The organism is Eubacterium sp. 14-2 (genome assembly GCF_000403845.2).
In the GTDB taxonomy this organism is placed as follows: Bacteria; Bacillota; Clostridia; order Lachnospirales; family Lachnospiraceae; genus Petralouisia.
The window spans coordinates 2,056,174-2,074,321 of sequence record NZ_KE159567.1 but is presented as its reverse complement, the minus strand read 5'-3'; the positions used below and the strand labels follow the sequence as shown (position 1 = coordinate 2,074,321).

The following is an 18,148-nucleotide window of genomic DNA, read 5'->3' as shown; positions in this document are numbered from 1 at the left end:
TTCCGGAATGCGGGGCAGATCGGAGAAGACGGAAATATCAGCCTTTCCTTCTCCCATGCATCGGACTATGTGGTGGTAGTTGACCAGCCGGAGAACGGGAAAGACAGTGCCCGTTCAGAGGAAAAGGGAGAGAAAACCTGGAAAGAGAGAGAGACCGCAGAGATTAAGAAGAAAGAGAATCCGGTCACCACAGACAGCGGAACAGATGAAGACGACAGTAATTCCGATAAGCGAAAGAGTCCGAAGACCGGAGAAGAATAGTATGATAAAAAAGCGCGAAGTTCTTTTAATAAAAAGGCTTTGCGCCTTTTTTGTTCCATATATCCTTGACAGATATATCGTTGTCTGATATATTTGATATGTCGAATGACGATATATCGGGTATTGATAAATAAGAAACAGGGGGTGAGAACTTTGGCAGAAAAACAGGCTGCAATGACAGAAGCAGTCTATTATATTCTTTTATCCCTGCAGAGGCCCAACCACGGATACGGAATTATTCAAAATACGTTGGAACTGACGGGAGGAAGACTGGAACTGGGAGCCGGAACTCTCTACGGGGCCATCAATACATTGTTGGATAAGCAGTGGATTCGGCTGTACAGTGAAGATAAGAAGTCAAGGAAGAAGAAACAGTATATTCTGACAGAGCGGGGACTGCTGGCTTTGCAGCAGGAAGTCAGAAGACTGGAGGAACTGGTGGAAAACGGCAGACAGGTATGGTCAGTTAAGGTTTTGGAACCGGAGATTTTAAGCGAAGAGTGTCTGCCGGCAGCACAGGTTACTCTGGGAGGAATATCATGAGAAAATTCAGATTATATTATGACAAAGAGAAAGAAGAAGCCTGGCTGAATAAAATGACTGGCCAGGGATGGGCCATGACAGGTTTTTTTCTGGGAGTTTTTACGTTTGAACCATGTGAACCAGGAAAATATACCTATCAGGTAGATCTGCCGGAAATTTCCGGAATGTTTGTCAGACGTGGGGAAGCCAGGAGGGAATATATTGAATTTGTGGAAGCCACCGGAGCAGAATATGTGTGTTCCTGGGCAGTATGGGTCATTTTCCGAAAAGAAACAGAGAAAGGAGCATTCAGGCTGTACACAGATGCGGATTCCCAGATTCGGCTGTACCGGCGGATTCGGCTGCTGTTTCTGGTATTTTTACTGTATTGTGCAGGAATCAGTGTATCCAATACCTGCAGTTCCTGGGATTATGTCAGGGAATCTCTGCTGCCTTCAGGATGGAATTTTTTCACCAGCGGTGATTTTCTCTGGCTGCTGCCTCTGGCGGTCAGTTACGCTGCAACCCTTTTGTTCCTGGTTATGGCAGTCCGTTTTACCATAAAAATATATCATCTGAAACGGAAAAAAATTTCTCCTTGACAGAAACCTTAATATGTATTATTGTATTATATAAATAGTACAATAATACATGGATGCATGAAGAAAGGAATGAGTATGAAAGAATTACTACAGGTGCGGGATTTAAAGAAGACTTTTAAAATTTCCGCAAAACAGCAGAAAATTCAAAAAACAAAGGAAAAGGAAAAGGTGGCGGTCAATCATCTGAGTTTTACCGCATATCAGGGAGAAGTTTTTGGGCTCCTTGGTTCTAATGGTGCCGGAAAAACCACCACATTGCGTATGATGGCGTCTCTGATTACGCCGGATGCAGGAGATGTGCTGGTGGACGGAACCAGCGTAGTGAAAAATCCTTCCGGAGTCCGCAGCAAAATCGGATTTCTTACCAGTGAACTGAAACTGGAAGAATTTTTCACTCCCAATTATCTGTTTGATTTCTTTTCAGATCTTCATGGAGTGAACAGAGAAACGGCTGCAAAGCGGAAGAGGGAACTGTTTGACAAATTCCAGATTTCAGAATTTGCGGAAGTGAAGGTGGCAAATCTTTCCACAGGTATGAAACAGAAGGTATCTCTGGTAATTTCCATTGTACATAACCCGGATATTATCATTTTTGACGAGCCAACCAACGGACTGGACGTACTGACAGCAAAAGTAGTGACTGACTTCCTGCTGGAGCTGAAAGGACAGGGCAAAACCATTGTGGTATCCACCCATATTTTCAGCCTGATTGAAAAAATATGCGACCGGGTGGGTATTGTTATTGACGGAACCATGGTGGTCTGTGACACGCTGGAGCATCTGACAGAAGAAAAATCCCTGGAAGAAAAATTTTTTGATATTTATGCAGAAAGAGCAGGTGAGACCGTATGAAAAGCAACATGATAACAGTAATGAAGAAAGAGCTGACACGATTTTTTACCGATAAACGAATGGTGCTTACCACGCTGCTTATGCCAGGACTGATGATTTATCTCATGTATTCTCTGATGGGCCAGGGATTTGCCTCCCAGTATGAGGATTCTGAGGATTTTAAGGCAAAAGTTCAGGTGGAATCTCTGCCGGAAAGCATGAAACCTGTGTGGGATCAGGATATTCCCATGGAATATACGGAACTGTCAGGAGCACAGGAAAAGGAAACTGCACTGGAATCCCTGTCAGAGGGAGAGGGCGAGTATCATCTCCTGGTATCTTTTCCGGAAGACTTTGATACAAAGGTGGCAGAATATGATGTGTCCTCCGGACAGCCCGCCCCTGCAGTTGAGGTTTACTACAATTCCAGCGATACGGATTCCCAGTCAGCCTATGTTATGATGACACGGATGTTAGACAGTTATGAATCTGCTCTGGCCAATAAGTTCGATGTAAATCCCGGCGAAGAAGGGTACGATCTGGCTTCTGAGGAAGATATCTCTGCAAAGATGTTTTCCATGATGATACCCATGCTGATGATGGCTTTTCTGTTCAGCGGATGTATGGCCATTGCGCCGGAATCCATTGCCGGTGAAAAAGAGCGGGGAACCATTGCAACCCTGCTGGTAACACCCATGAAACGAGGACATCTGGCTCTGGGGAAAATTTTGAGTTTAAGTTTTATAGCCCTTTTGAGCGGTCTTTCCAGTTTCCTTGGCACCATGCTGTCACTGCCCAAACTGATGGGTGACTCAGGAAGCGTAAATGCAAATGTTTACGGGATACAGGATTATCTGATGCTGCTTCTGGTGATTCTTTCAACCGTTCTGGTGATTGTTGCCATCGTTTCCATTGTGTCCGCCTTTGCCAAAAACGTAAAAGAAGCATCCGGATGGGTTACCCCCATTATGATTGTTTCCATGCTTCTGGGAATCACTTCCATGGTGGAAAGTCTCTGCAGGACAGAACCAGTATGGTTCCTGCTTCCGCTGTACAACAGCGTGCAGTGCATGAACGGTATTTTTTCACTGAATATGAACATGGTAAATATTGCTGTAACGGTAGCGTCCAATATCTGTTATGCCGGAATCGGAGTATTTGTTCTTAAGAAAATGTTTGACAGTGAAAAAATCATGTTTTCCAGGTAGAAAAACCTGTTGTATATTTCAGCGGTAACGGGTTTTATGCATATTTCAGAAAGACAGAGACATACTACGGAGTAAAAAAGAGAGGTACGGTATGGAATCTGTCTGGAAGAAAAATATTGAAATTCCCCGCAGGGAAAAACTGGAAAAAGAACTTCACACAGAAGTGGTGGTGCTGGGCGGCGGTATGGCGGGGCTTCTGACGGCTTATCTTCTTCAGGAACAGGGCCTGGAGACGGTGGTACTGGAAGCGGGACGTATTGCAGGCGGGCAGACCTGCAATACCACCGCCAAAATCACGTCCCAGCATAACCTGATTTATGGATATTTACAGGAAAAATTCGGCATGGAAAAGGCAGGAATGTATGCCCATGCCAACCAGCAGGCCATTGAAACCTATGCCCGCATTATAGAAAAAGAGGACATAGACTGTCAGTTTAAGCGTTGTCCTGCTTTTCTTTATACCAGAGAGGAAGGAAGAAGAGAGGAACTGGAACAGGAAGCAGAGACAGCCAGGTCCCTGGGAATTCCATCATCCTTTACCAGGGAAACAGAACTGCCTTTTCCGGTGGAGGGAGCAGTACGCTTTGAGAATCAGGCCAGATTTCATCCGCTGGAGTTTATCAGAAAAATCAGTGAAAAATTAACAGTTTACGAGGAATCCAAAGTGGTACGTGTGGAAAATAACTGTGTGTTTACCCAACAGGGTATGGTGGAAGGGCAGCATGTGGTATTTGCTGTTCACTATCCCTGGCAGGTAGTGCCGGGATATTATTTTCTGCGGATGCATCAGGAGAGAAGTTATGTGATTGCACTGGACATATCAGAATGGGAGCCCATGGAAGGCATGTATCTGGGAGCAGGAACAGAAGGATATTCCTTCCGGACCATGGAAAAGGACGGGAGACGGATTCTGCTTCTGGGCGGCGGAGGCCATCGTACCGGTGAGAACAGTTCCGGCGGAAAATATGAGATACTCCGGCAAAAAGGCCGGGAATACTTTCCGAACAGCAGAGAGATTGCCTGCTGGTCTGCACAGGACTGTATGCCCATGGATAAAGTACCTTATATCGGTTATTTTTCTTCGGAAATACCGAACTGGTATGTAGCCACAGGATTTGGAAAATGGGGCATGACATCTTCCATGGCGGCGGCATCCATAATTTCTGATATGATTTCCGGAAAAACCCATGTAGATGAGGAAGTTTTTACGCCCCAGCGTTTTCCGGTGTCAGCCCTGTCTGAAAATTTTACAGAAAATGCCATTCAGGCTGTGAAGGGGCTTTCCAGACAGGCTGTTTCCATGGAGAAATTTCCGGGTAAATGCCCTCATATGGGATGTAAACTGGAAGAAAATGCGGATGAACACACCTGGGAATGCCCTTGTCATGGCTCCTGTTTCACATCAGATGGAAAACTGATAAACGGTCCTGCCAGGCATGGACTGACAAGATGATGCTGAGTTTAAAATTTTCATATGGAATGGAACACAGTTTTATGCTGAGAGAAAAGTGCTGAACCAGTTACAGCCGGACTTTGAACAGTCCGGCTGTTGATATTTTGGATGTGGATGAATATCAGTTGATAATCGCCAGTTTTCCATACTTTTTACAGCAGTTTCCGGGTAATGGCTTCCGCAGTGGAAGATCTGGCTGCTGCAAACAGTTCCGGGTTGCGCTTACAGAATACATAAAAAAGACATTCAATCAGGAAAAGCTGCCCCACTTTGGCGGCCACGGACCCGGACTGAAGAGGACTCTCATTATAACCGCAGAGCAGGATAACATCTGCAAATTCTGCCGCCCGTGATTTTGGAAAATGGGTAATCAGTATAATGGGAATATTCCGGGCCTGGGCAATATTCATAATATCTTCCATATCTTTGGTGGAGCCGGAATAGGAAAAAAATAAAATTACATCTTCGGAGGTTGCCAGTGCAATATTGATGGCCTGCATGTGGGAATCTGAAATATGGACAAAGCGTGAGGAGGCTGTGGAAAAACGTGCCCAGGCCTCCATGGCCATAACCATGCTTCCGCCCTGACCAAGACAGAAAATCCGGTCTGCACAGGAGAGCAGATCTACAGCCTTTGAGACGTCTCTTTCATCCAGAAGCTCCAGTGTTTCATTCAGAGAAAGTACATTGGAAGCATGGAGTTTATGAAAAACGCTGCTTACGGTATCCTCAGAGGTTATGGTCTCCGGAGAATCAGAAGGGTCCCCCAGGTCGGTGACATAAGCTGCTTTTGCCAGCGCCAGTTTAAAGTCATTGTACCCTGACAGTCCCAGACTGTGGCAGAAACGTGTGATAGAAGCCTCAGAAACGCCGCTGTTTTCTGCCAGTGTGGAAATAGAAAGGTACTGGGTGTTGGAAGTGTTGGTAAAAATGTAATCTGCCAGTTTTTTACCGGAGCGTGTGAGGGAATGATATTGTTCCGTGATGTATTCCAGAATATTGCCGTTCAAAATATCGCCTCCTTTGATGTGACGGTAATTCAGGGTCTGAGGACTGTTTTTTTTAAGGGAAAAGGCTGCTTTCAGCAGCCTTTCTGTGCGGTTTTGGTCAGGGAGAGAAGCTGTCCAGGACAGCGGCTCCCAGCATACCTGCCTGATTGCCCAGCTCTGCCTTTTTGATCTGAATGTGGCGGAAGCTGGGGATCAGATTCTGATACAGTTTTTCCTGCACCTGCTGCAGCAGAGAGGACTGTTCCATAACGCCGCCTCCCAGAATTGCACAGGCCGGATTGAGCGTGTGAACAATGGAAATCAGACCATATACAATTTCCATAATCCAACAGTCTATGATTTGCCGAACCTGAGGTTCCTGCTGTCGTTCAAAGACAGCCCTCCCGCTGGAGAGGGCAGGATCCAGTTCCGTGGCAGCTTTTACCAGAGCAGTGGTGGAAGCATAACGCTCATAACATCCGGAAAAAATATCTGCGTCCGGGTTCCGGTCCTGAGGATGAACAATGATTCCGCCAAATTCCCCGGCAGAGCAGCTGCATCCCTGACAGAGTTTTCCGTCTGTGAAAATGGCGCCTCCCACACCGGTTCCATAAGTCAGGCAGACGAAATTTTTCTCTCCGCGCCCCGCTCCGAATACAGCCTCTCCGATGGCTGCTGCATTTACATCGTTCTGTACAGCGGTGGGAACATGAAATTCCTGTTCCATCAGGTCTTTTAACATGGTTCCGGTGTAACCTGGAAGGTTTTCATTAGCATAAATAATACAGCCTCTGGCCGGGTCCACCTGTCCGGCAGTGCTGATGCCGATTTTTTCAAAAGAACATATATTTGTATATTCCCGAATGATTTCCATGACCCGATTAATTACGTGAGCAGCGCCTTTTCTGGCTTCTGTGGCGGTTTCACGGATTTCGGATAACCTTCCGTCCTGATACAGACCGGATTTGATGGCAGTGCCGCCGATATCAAGTACCATTGTGGCCATAATAGTCCTCCTTATGTGCTGGTAAACAGATTTAAAATACAGATACGCCTCTGTGAATGACCTGTTTGAGATTCAGAGCTTCATCCAGCACAGCCAGATTGGCGTATTTGCCTGGCGTCAGACTGCCGTAGTCTTTCCAGAGTCCAATGGCTTTTATCGGATTGGCAGCCGCACATTTCACTGCGCTTTCCAGAGGGATATCCATGTCTTTTACAGCAGTGCGCAGGCAGTCCATCAGGTTTGTTACAGAGCCGGCAATCGTACCGTCCTCAAGTACAGCCAGATTACCGCTGACATTCACGGTCTGCCCGCCCAGGTCGTAAGAACCGTCTTCCATGCCGGCAGCCCGCATACTGTCACTGATTAAAATAATTCTGTCGTCACCGAAGAGTTTGAAAGAGGCACGAACCACTGAAGGATGGATGTGCACACCGTCGCAGATCAGTTCCGCCATACAGTGTTCCTGTTCCGCAGCAGCTCCGATGGGACCGGGAGCCCGGTGAGTGAGGGGCGGCATGGCGTTGTACATATGGGTAAGCTGGGAGGCGCCCAGAGAGAACGCTTCTTTGGATGTCTCATAATCGGCAGTGGTGTGAGCCAGCGAAATATTGATGGTTCCGCTGTTTTCACGGATAAATTCCATGGCTCCTTCTGTCTCCGGCGCAACCACAACGGTGCGGATGCAGCCTCCGGAAATATCCTGCAGGCGTTTCAGCATGGCGGTATCTGCCGGATGAATATAGGCTGCATTCTGAGCACCCTTTTTTTCCAGACTGATAAAAGGCCCTTCCATATACAGCCCGCAGAAATCAGCTCCGTTGGGACAGGAAAAATCTCTGGCTGTCTGGCAGATCTGAGAGAGGACTTCTTCAGACATGGTCATGGTGGCAGGAGTAATGGAGGTGACTCCCTGCCGGAGTTCATATTCGGCAATGGTGCGGAATGCCTCTGTTGTACCGTCACAGCAGTCTTTGCCCATGCAGCCGTGAAAATGAATATCTGTCAGTCCGGGAATCACATAGCTGCCGGAAGCATCGGTAACGGTTTCTTCTCCTTCTGCAGCCTGGTATTCTTCTTCAGATACAATTCTGTCACTGCAGATATAAACAGTTCCCGGAGAAAATACACCGTCCTCCTGAAATACCTGTCCGTGAATAATTTTATGTTTTACAGTCATAATGATTTGCCTTTCTATTTTGCAGAATGAAAGAGAGCGGGACACTGAGACAGAGCGCCTTCATCAGCCACCAGAGTCACATTGCTGTGGAACTGCAGGATGGAAGCGGGAACCTGAGGTGTTACCGGACCGAAAAATGCAGTTTTTACAATCTCAGCCTTATCCTCTCCGGAAACCACAACCAGAATACTGCGGGCGGACATGATGGTCTTTATACCCATGGTATAGGCCTGCCGGGGCACATCCTGTTCAGAAGCGAAAAACCGCATGTTCGCCTGGATGGTCCGCTCAGACAAAGTTACGCAGTGGGTTTCCTTAGCATAGGAAGTATCCGGTTCATTGAAACCGATATGGCCGTTGTGTCCGAGTCCCAGGAGCTGAAGATCCACACCGCCGGTTGCGTGAATGATTTCATTGTAGGTTCTGCAGGCGGTTTCGCTGTCAGCTTCCATTCCATCAGGCAGGAAAGTTCTGCTTTTGTCAATATTTACTTTTTTAAACAGATGTTCATTCATAAAGTAGTAATAACTCTGGTCGTTGTCACGGGGAAGTCCTTTGTATTCATCCAGATTGACAGTGGTGACCTCTGAAAAATCCAGAACTCCCTGATTGTACCATTCCACAAGCTGGCGGTAGGCGCCGACTGGTGTGGAACCGGTAGCAAGGCCCAGAACACAGTTCGGTTTCATAATAATCTGTGCGGAAATAATGTCAGCCGCTTTACGGCTCATTGCATCATAGTCTTTTGTCTTGTAAATTTTCATGATAACCCCCATTTGATTTTTGAAAACAGATGAAAAGTTAATAAGTATCTGCCGCCATTATACCATACCTGTGGCTTTCTTTCAATAAAACAGGAAAATAAATGTTAGAAATTTTCAAAAATAAAATAAAATGAAAAATATTTTCAAAAATCTATTGACAAATGACGAAGGTGACTATATTATGAAATTACAAAATACATAACATGAGCTAACTGAGGTAAGTTCATGTGCAGAAAAGGAGGATGTATTATGAAGTATCGTAAAATTCTGGCACTGGCGTTAAGCTGTGTGATGGCGTTTTCTGTTGCAGCCTGCGGAAACAGCGGCGGAGACAAGAAAGAAGATACCACCCAGAAGGAAGACAGCAGTGCTCAGAAGGAAGACAGCAGCCAGGGGGAAGACAGCGAAAGCGATGACGGGGCCACAGCATCCGGAGACAGCACAGATATCACACTGTGGACATATCCTATTGGAAACTGGGGTGATTCCGCTACGGTAGACGGTCTGATTGCAAACTTTAACAAGGCTCATCCGGACATCAATGTAACTGTGGAGTATCTGGACTATACCAATGGCGACGACCAGATTAACACTGCAATCGAAGGCGGAAAAGCACCGGATCTTGTAATGGAAGGACCGGAGCGTCTGGTGGCAAACTGGGGAGCAAAGGGACTGATGGTAGACCTTTCCGATTTGTGGACTGACGAAGCCAAAGAAGCAATCTACGATTCTGTGGAAAATGCATGTCAGAACAATGACGGTGTATTCTATGAATATCCCCTGTGTATGACAGCACATACCATGGCAATCAACAAGGACATTTTTGAAAAAGCAGACGCACTTCAGTATCTGGATGCGGAAAAAGGAACCTGGACAACTGAGAATTTCCAGAAAGCAGTAGAAGCAGTTGCAGCTTCCGGTCAGGCACAGGTAGGAGCAGTTTACTGCGGCGGCCAGGGCGGCGACCAGGGAACACGTGCACTGGTTAACAACCTGTACGGTGGAACATTTACCAATCCGGAACATACAGAGTATACAGCAGGCAGCGCTGAAAATATCAAAGCACTGGAACTGTTAAACGGAATGGAAGGAATTACCTTTGACGCTTCTATCCAGGGCGGCGACGAAATCAACCTGTTCTGCAATGGTACACTGGCAATGGCATTCTGCTGGAACGTTTCTCAGGAAAAGAATAATGCGGAGAATCTCAGCTTTGATGTTCTTCCGATGGCATTCCCCACTGAAAGCGGAGATCCGCAGCTTTGCGGCGGTATCTGGGGATTCGGTATCTTCGATAACGGCGATGCAGCCAAAATCGAAGCAGCGAAAACCTTTATCGACTTCATGGCAAATGATGAGACACAGGTTGTTGAGAGCGTAAAAGCATCCAGCTACTGGCCGGTAAAAGATCTGGGCAATATCTACGAAGGCGATGAACTGATGACAGAGTATTCCAAATTCATTCCGTTTATGGGTGATTACTATCAGGTTGTCGGCGGATGGGCAGAAGCACGTACCGCATGGTGGAATATGCTTCAGAAGCTCGGAACAGGAACCGATGTGAAAGCAGCGGTAGATGAATTTGTAAGTACCGCAAATGCTGCAGCGGCCGGCGCGGCAGAATAGGAAGCAGTGCAGAGATTCTGATATTTTGAATGGAATTTGCGCCCCTTCCCGAAGAGTGAATATCTGAGGGAAGGGGTGTTTTTTATCTTAACAGGTAAGACCTTGTCACGCTAAATCATGAAAGTGTCTTTCCTGTAAGATAAAAACAAAGATGCACACGCAAATGCAAAGGAAATATGTCGCCAGGGCGACGCATTTGCGGCGCAGAATTTCGTAAAACGAAATTCTTTTTTATAAAATTTTGAAGGATGTGGAAAGGGGGAACTTTTAATGAATAAGAAGAATCCCATGAGCAGAGCGCTGGTGCGCCGGGAAACCATTGCAGGATATGCCTTTATGATTCCCAGCCTGATTTTCTTTCTGGGCTTTGTCATTTATCCCATGGTACAGTGCGTATTCACCAGTTTTTTTGATTCAACCATGAATCGGGAGGATATTTTTGTAGGATTTGCCAATTATACAGAACTGTTTCAGGATGAAATTTTCATGGGGGCGTTGAAAAATACCTTTATCATCGTGATTGTTTCTGTTCCGGTTACCTGTATTTTCTCTCTTTGGGTAAGTTCGGTTATCTATGATCTGAAAGGGCCGGTCTGCTCGGCATTTCGCTGCATTTTCTATCTTCCGGTGGTAACAGGTTCTGTTGCGGTTACGGTGGTATGGAAATGGATGTTCAATAATTACTATGGTATCTTTAATTATGTGGGAACCAGTACAGGGCTGTTAAAGCAGAATATCAACTGGCTGGGAGATGAAAGGTTTGCTCTTGGGTGCATTATCCTGATTCTTCTCACCACCTCTGTGGGCCAGCCCATCGTGCTGTATGTATCAGCCCTGAATAATGTGGACCAGTCTCTGGTGGAAGCTGCCGAAGTGGATGGTGCTACAAAAATGCAGTGTTTCTGGAAAATCAAATGGCCTCAGATTATGCCCACCACTTTGTACATACTGGTAATTACCACTATTAACAGTTTCCAGTGTTTTGCATTGATTCAGCTTCTGACCAGCGGCGGACCAAATCACAGCACAGATACGATTATGTACTACATTTATTACAATGCATTTAAACTGTATCGTTACGGTTATGGAAATGCCATGGGCGTAATCCTGGCAATTATCATTGCAGTTCTTTCTGCAGTACAGTTTAAGATGGCAAAATCAGAATAAGGGAGGAGGATTGTATTATGGATAAAAAATTAAATCGAACCGGCGGATACAAAGTGATTTCCGTAATTATTATCGCGATTTTTGCTATTGCATTTGCATTTCCTCTTTACTGGATTATTACAGGGTCTTTTAAAACTCCTGCTGCGATCAATTCCACAACGCCTCAGTGGTGGCCTCAGGAATGGGTAATGGATAATTATCAGAAACTGTTTAGCCGGCAGGTAGCGCCTCTGTGGGAGATTCGCATTCCCTTTACAGACGCCAGTTTTGCAGGGCCGGAGGTACCGGCAGCAATGCGCTGGCTGTTGAATACCGTGTTTATGGCAGTGGCATCCATGATTCTTACCTGTATTACCGCAGCTATGGCAGGTTATGCGCTGGCAAAGAAACGCTTTGTGGGACGTACTATTATGTTTTCTCTGATTGTATGTGCCATGGCACTGCCGAAACAGGTCATTCTGATTCCGCTGCTGCGTGAAATGTCTTCCCTGGAACTGTACAATACGATCTGGGCGGTGATTTTCCCCATTGTAGGATGGCCGTTCGGCGTATTCCTGATGAAACAGTTTGCGGAAGGTATTCCAGGAGAAATGATGGAGGCGGCCAGAATAGACGGAGCAGGAGAATGGAAAACTTTCTATACCATTGCCCTTCCCCTGATCAAACCGGGAATCGGCGCTCTGGCAATTTTTACCTTTATCAATTCATGGAATGACTACTTCATGCAGTTGATTATGCTGAGCAGTACCGATACACTGACCATTTCTCTTGGTATCGCCAAACTGCAGGCAGAAAATGCAACGGATTTTGGACTGATTATGGCAGGTGCATCTCTGGCAGCAATTCCGATTATTATCGTATTCCTGGTTTTCCAGAAATACTTTACAAAGGGAATTACCATGGGTGCGGTAAAAGGCTAGACGTCCGAAGCGGACACAGACGATTGGAAGGACAGGGGGCGATGTATTGATTTATACAGAACTTAACAGTCTGAAACGCTATCTTGGACTGGGAAAATGTCTGGACAGAGCCATTGAGTATCTGTGCAGCCATCCACTGGAAAATCTGGACGCGGGCCATTATGAGATTGACGGTAATCTGATTTATCTGAATGTGTTCGAATACGATACCATTCCGGAAGACCAGGCATTTTTTGAAGCCCATGAAAAGTATGCGGATATCCATATGACCATCATCGGAGAGGAAATGGTGGGCGTTTCGGAGCTTTCTGCAGTTACAGTAAAATCTTTGAATAAAGAAGCAGATCTTATGGAAGTTGGAGGTGCGGTGGAGCACTATATGCATCTGACGCCGGGAAAGGTACTGATTACCCTGCCGGAGGATGCCCATAAAGTGAAACTTGCGGTCAAAGAACCCTCCGCAGTAAAAAAGGCAGTAGTGAAAGTATATACAGGTTAAGGTTGACAGTTGATTGAACAGCTTTGAAGAGTGAGGGAAAGAAATGAAAAATACAGAAAAATATCAGGGAATTATCCCGGCATTTTATGCATGTTACGATGAACATGGGAAGGTAGACGGAGAACGGGTGGAACTTTTAACCAGGCATATGGTAAAAAAAGGTGTCAAAGGTGTCTATGTGGGCGGTTCCTCCGGAGAATGCATTTACCAGACCGTTGCAGACCGGAAACTGACGCTGGAACATGTGATGAAAGCCGCAGAAGGAAAACTGACGGTGATTGCCCATGTGGCCTGCAATAACACGGCAGACAGCCGGGAACTTGCAGCTCATGCGGAAAGCCTTGGAGCAGATGCTATTGCGGCAATTCCTCCCATTTATTTCCATCTGCCGGAATATGCCATTGCCGAATACTGGAATGATATCTCTGCCAAAGCGCCGAATACGGATTTTGTAATCTATAATATTCCCCAGCTTGCAGGTGTTGCACTGACCATGCCCCTGTTCCGGGAAATGAGAAAAAATCCGCGGGTGGCGGCAGTGAAGAACAGCTCCATGCCGGTTCAGGACATTCAGATGTTCAAGGCAGAAGGCGGAGAAGACTTTGTAGTGTTCAACGGACCGGACGAACAGCTTGTTTCCGGCCTTGCCATTGGGGCAGACGGAGGAATCGGCGGTACTTATGGGGTAATGCCGGAGCTTTATCTGAAAATAGAAGAACTGGTGAAAGCAGGAAATCTGGAAGAAGCCCGGAAAGTGCAGTATGCTGCAAATGAAGTAATTTATGCAATGTGCGCCTGTCATGGAAATCTGTATGGCGTAATTAAAGAAATCCTGAAAATCCGGGAAGGAATGGATTTGGGAGGCGTGAGAAAACCCCTTCCGTCACTGATTCCGGAAGATGCAGAGCAGGTCAGAAAATGTGTGGCTCTGATTGACAGGGCAATGGATGAATACTGCCGGTAGGTGTTTTACACAGCTGCGCACGGGAACCTGACATTCCGTGCGCAGCGGTATTTGAATGAAATGCCGGAAAATGTAAAAATGTTGGAAACCATGGTTTGAAAACAGCAGTTCATAAGTCTGAGCCGCTGTGATTCAGGAGGAAACAGCAGTGAAAAAAGAAGAAATTTTTGAACAGATAAAAGGAAAAGTCATTGTATCCTGTCAGGCAGTGCCGGGGGAACCTCTGTATGTGGAAGAAAAATCCATTATGTATCTAATGGCAAGGGCTGCAAAGCAGGCCGGGACTCCGGCTATCCGTACCAGCAGTATCCGGGATGTGCTGGCCATCAAAGAAGAGACGGGGCTTCCGGTCATCGGTCTGATTAAAGTACAGTATGAAGGATTTGAGAGTTATATTACGCCAACCATGAAAGAAGTGGATGAACTGGTTGCAGCCGGCTCAGATATCATTGCCCTGGACTGTACGGAGCAGAAGCGGGGAGATGGAAAATCTGTCAGCGAATTTATACAGGAAGTGCGTGAAAAATATCCGGAAGCTGTTCTGATGGCAGATATTTCCACCTATGAAGAAGGAGTGAATGCATGGAAGCTGGGCATGGACCTGGTAGGAACCACCATGAGCGGTTATACCTCTTATACACCAAAACTTTCAGGGCCGGATTATGATCTGGTTCGGAAACTGTCCGATACTCTGGACATTCCGGTAATCGGAGAAGGAAGAGTACACAGTCCCGGACAGGCAGTGGAAATGCTGGAAGCAGGGGCTTTTGCAGTGGTAGTAGGCGGTGCAATTACAAGACCTCTGGAAATTGCCCAACGGTTTATTCAGGCGGTGGAAGGAAGGAAGGCATGAAAAAGCATATTGTTTGTTTTGGGGATTCCAATACCCATGGTTACTGTGCCCGGACAGGAGGAAGGTTTGGAGAAGAGCAGCGGTGGACCTGTCTTCTTCAGAACAAACTGGGGGAAGAGTATCTTATTATAGAAGAAGGATTAAGCGGACGTACCACCTGCTTTTCAGACCCCATACATGAAGGATTGAATGGGCTGGAGTATATTTATCCCTGTCTGATGAGCCATGAACCTGTGGATTTGCTGGTAATTATGCTTGGAACCAATGATACGAAAGAGCGGTTCGGTTCTTCCGCTGCCTGTATTGCTCTGGGGTTGAAACGACTGGTACAAAAAGCCATGGCGACGGTGGACTGCTGGCGCGGAGGGAGGGCAAATATCCTGATTGTGACTCCTCAGAATATTCATCCCAATTATGCCCGGACAGAAATCGCGGAAACCATGGGGGCCGGATGTGCACAGAAATCAGAGAAACTGGCGGAAGAATTTCGGAAAATCGCGGAACTGATGGGGTGCCATTACCTGGACGGAAATAAGGTGATTACAGCGGAACCTAATGACATTGACTATATGCATCTTACCGAACAGGGACATTGGCAGCTTGCAGAGGCTCTTGCGGAAGACATCAGAGAGATTTTGTCCTGAGAAGCAGCCTGATTTCAGAAACGTCTTTTAACATCAGGTAAATGCAGAGAGGGTGGTAAAAAGAGATGTAAGGGAAAAGTCTGATTTTCTCTTACATTTTTTTGTTCTTACAGGAAATACTGTTTTATTGCGGGGTGTGAAAGTATATGGGTGAAAATCTGCGGTGCTTTTGCAGCTTCACAGATTTTTCACAAATAATTAGCACTCATCTGTTGACAGTGCTAACAAATAGTGTTATATTACATGTAGAACAAAAAAGAAGCAGTTGAAGGAGGAAGGACTTATGTTAGTACCCAGTATTTTTAATAACAGTCTCAGCAATGATTTTTTCAGTGATTCATTTGACCATATGTTTCGGGATGCATTTCGTTCACCTTTTGAACGGGGAAACAGCCTCGCATGTATGTCCACCGATATCCAGGACCTGGGGGACAGATACCAGATGGAAGTGGAACTGCCGGGATATGATAAGAAAGATCTGAAAGCAGATTTGAAAGACGGATATCTGACCATTTCCGCAGAGCGCAATGAGAGCAGAGAGGAAAAAGATGATAAAGGCAGATTTGTCCGCCGGGAACGTTACATGGGAAGCTGTCAGAGAAGTTTCTATGTGGGAAAAAATGTAACCCAGGAAGAGATCCATGCCAGCTTTGAAAATGGAGTCTTAAAACTTGTATTTCCCAAAAAGGAAGCTCCCGCAGTGGAGGAGAAAAAATATATTACAATTAAATAAATATGGATTCAGGAAATTGTTATATAATCCTGATTTAAGAAACCGCATTCTTTTTATTTTGAAAGGAATGCGGTTTCTTATTTTATCTTACCAGGAAATACATTTTTATGCTGGCGCGGTTGCCTGGCTCATTGCCCGCGAGAATGAAAATTTTCCAGTGAATACCGGGTGACAAAGATAAAATTTTTATAATTTCTTGCAGGAACCTCTTTTTCTCGAAGAAAAATCGTTGTATAATAACTTATTGAGCGTCAGCAGTCAGGAAAGGAGAAAAGAGAGATGGATATGGAGATTAAGGAAGAAGATTTGCGGGAGATGTTCGAGGTTTCCAAACAGGAACTGGAAAAAGGATTCAGGGAAAAAGACCTGGGGGCCATTCATGACGCGGCAGTGGGTCTGGCAGAAATTACCTATATGCTGGATTTTTTTAATGTGGAAATATAGTGGATATATAAAGGAGAATAAACATGAGTAAAGTGAGAACAAGATACGCACCGAGCCCCACCGGGAAAATGCATGTGGGCAACCTGCGTTCTGCATTGTACGAATTTTTGATTGCAAAACATGCAGGCGGGGAATTTATGCTCCGCATCGAGGACACGGACCAGGAACGTTTCGTGGAGGGAGCTACGGAGATTATTTACCGCACCATGGAGCAGGCGGGGCTTGTCCACGACGAAGGCCCGGACAGAGACGGCGGATTCGGTCCCTATGTCCAGAGCGAGCGGATGAAAACAGGGATTTATATGAAATATGCAGAGGAACTGGTGAAAAAGGGAGAGGCATATTACTGTTTCTGTGAGAAAGAACGTCTGGAATCTCTGAAAACGGAGATAGTGGAAGGCAAGGAGATCATGATGTATGACAAGCACTGCCTGTCCCTGTCAGAAGAAGAGGTAAAAGCAAACCTGGAAGCCGGAAAACCCTTTGTGATCCGTCAGAATATTCCCATGGAAGGGACAACCACTTTCCATGATGAACTGTACGGAGATATCACCGTGGAAAATGCAGAGTTGGACGACATGATTTTAATCAAGTCGGACGGATATCCCACCTACAATTTTGCCAATGTGGTGGATGACCACACCATGAATATTACCCATGTGGTGAGAGGAAATGAGTATCTGTCTTCTGCCCCCAAGTATCAGCGGCTGTATGATGCGTTCGGTTGGGAATCTCCGGTTTACATTCATCTGCCCCTGATTACGGATGAAAATCATAAGAAACTCTCCAAACGGAGCGGTCATGCCTCTTTTGAAGATCTGCTGGGACAGGGATTTGTCACGGAAGCAGTAGTGAATTTTATTGCTCTGTTAGGCTGGAGCCCGGAAGAAAACAGGGAAATCTTTTCTCTGGAAGAACTGGTACAGGAATTCGATTACCACAGAATCAGCAAATCTCCGGCGGTGTTTGACATGGTCAAATTAAAATGGATGAACGGGGAATACCTGAAAGCCATGGATTTCCACAGATTTTATGAAATGGCCGAGCCATATCTGAAAGAGGCGGTTCATAAAGAGTACGATCTGAAGAAAATTGCAGCCATGGTAAAGACCAGAATTGAGGTTTTTCCGGATATTAAGGAACATGTGGATTTCTTTGACGGTGTGCCGGAGTATGAGATTTCCATGTATGCCCATAAAAAAATGAAAACCACACCGGAATCCTCACTGGAAGTTTTGCGGGAACTTCTGCCTGTATTTGAAAAGCAGGAGGATTATTCCAATGATGCACTGTATGAGACTCTCTGCGGCTATGTGAAGGAAAAAGGCTGCAAGAATGGTTATGCCATGTGGCCGGTGCGTACGGCAGTTTCCGGAAAGCAGATGACGCCGGGAGGAGCTACGGAACTTATGGAAGTTCTGGGCAGAGAAGAATCGGTGGCAAGAATTCAGGCAGCAATTGCAAAACTGGAAAAGGAATTATAAT

20 protein-coding genes are annotated in these 18,148 nt (G+C 45.9%); 16 read left to right on the top strand and 4 right to left on the bottom strand.

The genetic code is table 11. The features are described 5' to 3' along the window. From C805_RS16690 to C805_RS16670, 6 genes are all read left to right on the top strand, one after another. Nucleotides 1-261 (top strand): hypothetical protein (locus C805_RS16690; protein ID WP_016215094.1); only part of this gene is annotated, 261 nt, incomplete at its 5' end. A 174-nt stretch (nucleotides 262-435) separates the two neighbouring features. After that, the gene (locus C805_RS16685) at nucleotides 436-804 is read left to right on the top strand and encodes a PadR family transcriptional regulator (protein ID WP_081640330.1); all 369 of its coding nucleotides are present in this window, start codon (nucleotides 436-438) and stop codon (nucleotides 802-804) included. Continuing rightward, the gene (locus C805_RS25335; RefSeq protein ID WP_016215092.1) at nucleotides 801-1,385 is read left to right on the top strand and encodes a DUF2812 domain-containing protein; all 585 of its coding nucleotides are present in this window, start codon (nucleotides 801-803) and stop codon (nucleotides 1,383-1,385) included. Before C805_RS16685 ends, C805_RS25335 begins: the two co-directional genes overlap by 4 nt. 75 nt (nucleotides 1,386-1,460) lie before the next feature. Continuing rightward, nucleotides 1,461-2,237, top strand: a complete 777-nt coding sequence (locus tag C805_RS16680; protein WP_016215091.1) for an ABC transporter ATP-binding protein — start codon at nucleotides 1,461-1,463, stop codon at nucleotides 2,235-2,237. Next, on the top strand, nucleotides 2,234-3,424 hold the full coding sequence (locus C805_RS16675; RefSeq protein WP_016215090.1) for an ABC transporter permease subunit: 1,191 nt from the start codon (nucleotides 2,234-2,236) through the stop codon (nucleotides 3,422-3,424). Before C805_RS16680 ends, C805_RS16675 begins: the two co-directional genes overlap by 4 nt. 91 nt (nucleotides 3,425-3,515) lie before the next feature. Beyond that, a complete protein-coding gene (locus tag C805_RS16670; RefSeq protein WP_016215089.1) occupies nucleotides 3,516-4,877 on the top strand; it encodes an FAD-dependent oxidoreductase in 1,362 nt (453 codons plus the stop codon). A 152-nt stretch (nucleotides 4,878-5,029) separates the two neighbouring features. Here C805_RS16670 and C805_RS16665 read toward each other — a convergent pair whose 3' ends face one another. From C805_RS16665 to nagB, 4 genes are all read right to left on the bottom strand, one after another. Then, nucleotides 5,030-5,887 carry a MurR/RpiR family transcriptional regulator gene (locus C805_RS16665; protein ID WP_016215088.1) on the bottom strand — a complete coding sequence of 286 codons (858 nt, stop codon included), beginning with the start codon at nucleotides 5,885-5,887 and terminating at the stop codon, nucleotides 5,030-5,032. A gap of 97 nt (nucleotides 5,888-5,984) precedes the next feature. After that, a complete protein-coding gene (locus C805_RS16660; RefSeq protein WP_016215087.1) occupies nucleotides 5,985-6,872 on the bottom strand; it encodes an ROK family protein in 888 nt (295 codons plus the stop codon). A 31-nt stretch (nucleotides 6,873-6,903) separates the two neighbouring features. Continuing rightward, nucleotides 6,904-8,049 (bottom strand): N-acetylglucosamine-6-phosphate deacetylase, encoded by a 1,146-nt coding sequence (nagA, locus tag C805_RS16655; protein WP_016215086.1) that lies wholly within the window; start codon nucleotides 8,047-8,049, stop codon nucleotides 6,904-6,906. A gap of 14 nt (nucleotides 8,050-8,063) precedes the next feature. Further along, a complete protein-coding gene (nagB, locus tag C805_RS16650; RefSeq protein WP_016215085.1) occupies nucleotides 8,064-8,813 on the bottom strand; it encodes a glucosamine-6-phosphate deaminase in 750 nt (249 codons plus the stop codon). A gap of 249 nt (nucleotides 8,814-9,062) precedes the next feature. On the opposite strand from nagB, the gene C805_RS16645 reads away from it, so the two are divergent. The 10 genes from C805_RS16645 (at nucleotide 9,063) to gltX (ending at nucleotide 18,147) form a co-directional block, all read left to right on the top strand. Beyond that, nucleotides 9,063-10,439, top strand: a complete 1,377-nt coding sequence (locus C805_RS16645; protein ID WP_016215084.1) for an ABC transporter substrate-binding protein — start codon at nucleotides 9,063-9,065, stop codon at nucleotides 10,437-10,439. A 270-nt stretch (nucleotides 10,440-10,709) separates the two neighbouring features. Beyond that, on the top strand, nucleotides 10,710-11,606 hold the full coding sequence (locus tag C805_RS16640) for a carbohydrate ABC transporter permease (RefSeq protein WP_016215083.1): 897 nt from the start codon (nucleotides 10,710-10,712) through the stop codon (nucleotides 11,604-11,606). A 17-nt stretch (nucleotides 11,607-11,623) separates the two neighbouring features. After that, nucleotides 11,624-12,526: a carbohydrate ABC transporter permease gene (locus C805_RS16635; RefSeq protein ID WP_016215082.1), complete on the top strand. Its 903-nt coding sequence runs from the start codon at nucleotides 11,624-11,626 to the stop codon at nucleotides 12,524-12,526. Between the two features lie 46 nt (nucleotides 12,527-12,572). Continuing rightward, on the top strand, nucleotides 12,573-13,025 hold the full coding sequence (locus C805_RS16630) for a NanQ anomerase/TabA/YiaL family protein (protein WP_016215081.1): 453 nt from the start codon (nucleotides 12,573-12,575) through the stop codon (nucleotides 13,023-13,025). Nucleotides 13,026-13,068: 43 nt separating this feature from the next. Further along, on the top strand, nucleotides 13,069-13,989 hold the full coding sequence (locus C805_RS16625; protein WP_016215080.1) for a dihydrodipicolinate synthase family protein: 921 nt from the start codon (nucleotides 13,069-13,071) through the stop codon (nucleotides 13,987-13,989). 148 nt (nucleotides 13,990-14,137) lie between these two features. Further along, nucleotides 14,138-14,842 carry an N-acetylmannosamine-6-phosphate 2-epimerase gene (locus tag C805_RS16620; RefSeq protein ID WP_016215079.1) on the top strand — a complete coding sequence of 235 codons (705 nt, stop codon included), beginning with the start codon at nucleotides 14,138-14,140 and terminating at the stop codon, nucleotides 14,840-14,842. After that, nucleotides 14,839-15,486 carry an SGNH/GDSL hydrolase family protein gene (locus tag C805_RS16615; protein WP_016215078.1) on the top strand — a complete coding sequence of 216 codons (648 nt, stop codon included), beginning with the start codon at nucleotides 14,839-14,841 and terminating at the stop codon, nucleotides 15,484-15,486. The genes C805_RS16620 and C805_RS16615 overlap by 4 nt, the downstream gene beginning before the upstream one ends. A gap of 283 nt (nucleotides 15,487-15,769) precedes the next feature. Further along, complete coding sequence (locus C805_RS16610) at nucleotides 15,770-16,219, top strand: Hsp20/alpha crystallin family protein (protein WP_016215077.1); 450 nt, start codon at nucleotides 15,770-15,772, stop codon at nucleotides 16,217-16,219. 279 nt (nucleotides 16,220-16,498) lie between these two features. Next, nucleotides 16,499-16,663, top strand: a complete 165-nt coding sequence (locus C805_RS26410) for a hypothetical protein (protein ID WP_016215076.1) — start codon at nucleotides 16,499-16,501, stop codon at nucleotides 16,661-16,663. Nucleotides 16,664-16,686: 23 nt separating this feature from the next. Next, nucleotides 16,687-18,147 (top strand): glutamate--tRNA ligase, encoded by a 1,461-nt coding sequence (gene gltX, locus C805_RS16605; RefSeq protein ID WP_016215075.1) that lies wholly within the window; start codon nucleotides 16,687-16,689, stop codon nucleotides 18,145-18,147. Nucleotide 18,148: the final 1 nt, after the last annotated feature.